2 tRNA genes and 1 pseudogene are annotated in these 2,049 nt (G+C 35.4%); 2 read left to right on the forward strand and 1 reads right to left on the reverse strand.

Annotation, left to right across the window (positions count from 1 at the left end):
* Positions 1-9: 9 nt before the first annotated feature.
* Together GX687_05325 and GX687_05330 are read left to right on the forward strand one after the other, a co-directional pair.
* Positions 10-84: transfer RNA gene (locus tag GX687_05325), tRNA-Asn, on the forward strand.
* A 1-nt stretch (position 85) separates the two neighbouring features.
* A tRNA-Gly gene (locus GX687_05330) sits at positions 86-159 on the forward strand.
* A gap of 150 nt (positions 160-309) precedes the next feature.
* Here GX687_05330 and GX687_05335 read toward each other — a convergent pair.
* Positions 310-1,872: pseudogene (locus GX687_05335) on the reverse strand (IS1634 family transposase).
* Positions 1,873-2,049 lie beyond the last annotated feature (177 nt).

Genomic DNA, 2,049 nt, shown 5'->3' on the forward strand with positions numbered 1-2,049 from the left:
ACCTTTTTTTCCTCGATAGCTCAATGGTAGAGCATGCGGCTGTTAACCGCAGGGTTGTAGGTTCGAATCCTACTCGGGGAGCCAGGCGGGTGTAGCTCAGTGGTAGAGCCCCAGCCTTCCAAGCTGGTCGCGTGGGTTCGATTCCCATCACCCGCTCCATATTTTAAAATTAAAGACCGTAGGGTCTTTTTTTATATAAATATATATAATCCCGTTTTCGACAGTTAATAATAATAAAAAAGCCGGTATCCTTTGTAAACACAAGGATATATCGGCTTTTTATAATTACTAAAATGTTGTATGTGAAAATTATTTTAGTAATTTTTTTATTTTTTTATTTAATTCTTTTGGTTTATAGTGAAGTCGGTCGAGCTCAAGCGGTGTAATCCCCATTAAGGCGTTAAGGGTTTTACTACCTTGAAAAACTGCCATGTATTCAATATTATGCACGTTAGTGACATTCATGTTTTGCAGTGTTGAAATTAGGTTTTGTGGTGTTATATGTGTGTTTTGGTTATCAAGTTTGGTTTCTAGTAAGCGGTATACTAATAAAGCGGTAAAACAGATCATGAAATGTGCCTTAATACGATTAGGCAATCTGTGATGTATAGGTCTTCCGTTAAAATTTGTTTTCATAATCCGGAAACATTCCTCTATTTGGTGTCTTTTATGTGATATGGCTAAAATATCCTTGGCATGATCGGTTAGATTTGTCGCTACAGCATAAAAACCATCGTATTTTTCTTCTTCAGCAATTTTAGCTTCATCAAGAACGTATTCTACAATTGCTTTTTCACCGGATTTTGTTTTGGATATTCTTTTCATAAATCTGCGTACATCGTTTGGCCCTTTTTTTATTTCTTCCGGGTCTTTGCAGTTTAATAATCTTTGGGCTCGTTCTATTTGGCGGTTACGCACCGTTCTTTGGTATTCCATTAATTTTCGTGAAAAGGTTATAATTAGGCGTTGTTTTAAAAGCCCGGTTGCTTTTTTTTGTTTAACACGCCCGTTTTTTAGGATTCTATCTTCATATAAACCAAGATCGATGGCCTTATTAGCAACAATAACTTTATAGGCAAAGCCATTATATAAATGTAAATTTTCCGGTAAGTAACGGTCAAAGGATTTCATCTTCTCAATTGTTATTGGTAAATTATTAGATAAAAGACGGTAATCAAAGTCGTTGAATACTGATTGTTTAAGGGTATTGCTTAATTTCTTAATTGATTGTGTAATAATAAAAGCCCTGCCGCCCATACTGTTGAATTTACGGATATGATAGGAGCCAAGTCCAGCATCGGCACAATAAATAAATTTAGCTCCATTCAACATCTTGATTACTTCTTTTTCTAAGGGAATAGCAGTAATTTGTTCACTTGTGTTCCCGGGATGTAGGCACATGGTAATTGGGATGCCTTGTCTATCCATAAAAAGTCCCATTTCAACAATTGGGTTGGGGCGGTGCTCCTTGGAAAGGCCGAATTTTCGTAAGCCGGAAATAGTTTCTCCAGTCACTTCATCAACAATGTCCTCATCCGGCTGGTCGCATTCACAATAGAAATTAGTACAATCGTAGTAAATAACGGAAGAATTACGTTTAACAATTTGATTGCTGTTTTCATAAAGCCATGTGAGGTAATCATTGTACTGTTCTTCTAGTAGATCCATAAAACGAAGAACATGTTGATAATCAAACTTTGGTTGTTCATAATAGGAAGCTAGGTTATTCCACGTGGAGAGTTTAGAGCCGGGAGCCAAGATTCTGGCATAAATAAGAAATCGTAAAATAGTAAAGCTATCATAGGTAATTTTACGATTTCCGGTGTTTCTTTGAAAAAACTTTTTCAAATTAAGGCCTTTCATAATATCCTGAGTTTTTCAATAAAAATGTTTTAAAAAGGCCTTAAACCCAATACTTAAAGGGGGTTTAAGGCCTTGCGTTTATGTGTACAAGTGTAGTGAAATTTAATTATTTTTTAGCTTTTAAAATATTTTTTATTTCACTTAAAGCCATGATTTTCTTTCCTAGGTCTAGGTTAAATAAACGCT

This window comes from Clostridia bacterium (genome assembly GCA_012841935.1).
In the GTDB taxonomy this organism is placed as follows: domain Bacteria; phylum Bacillota; class Peptococcia; order DRI-13; family DTU073; genus DUTS01.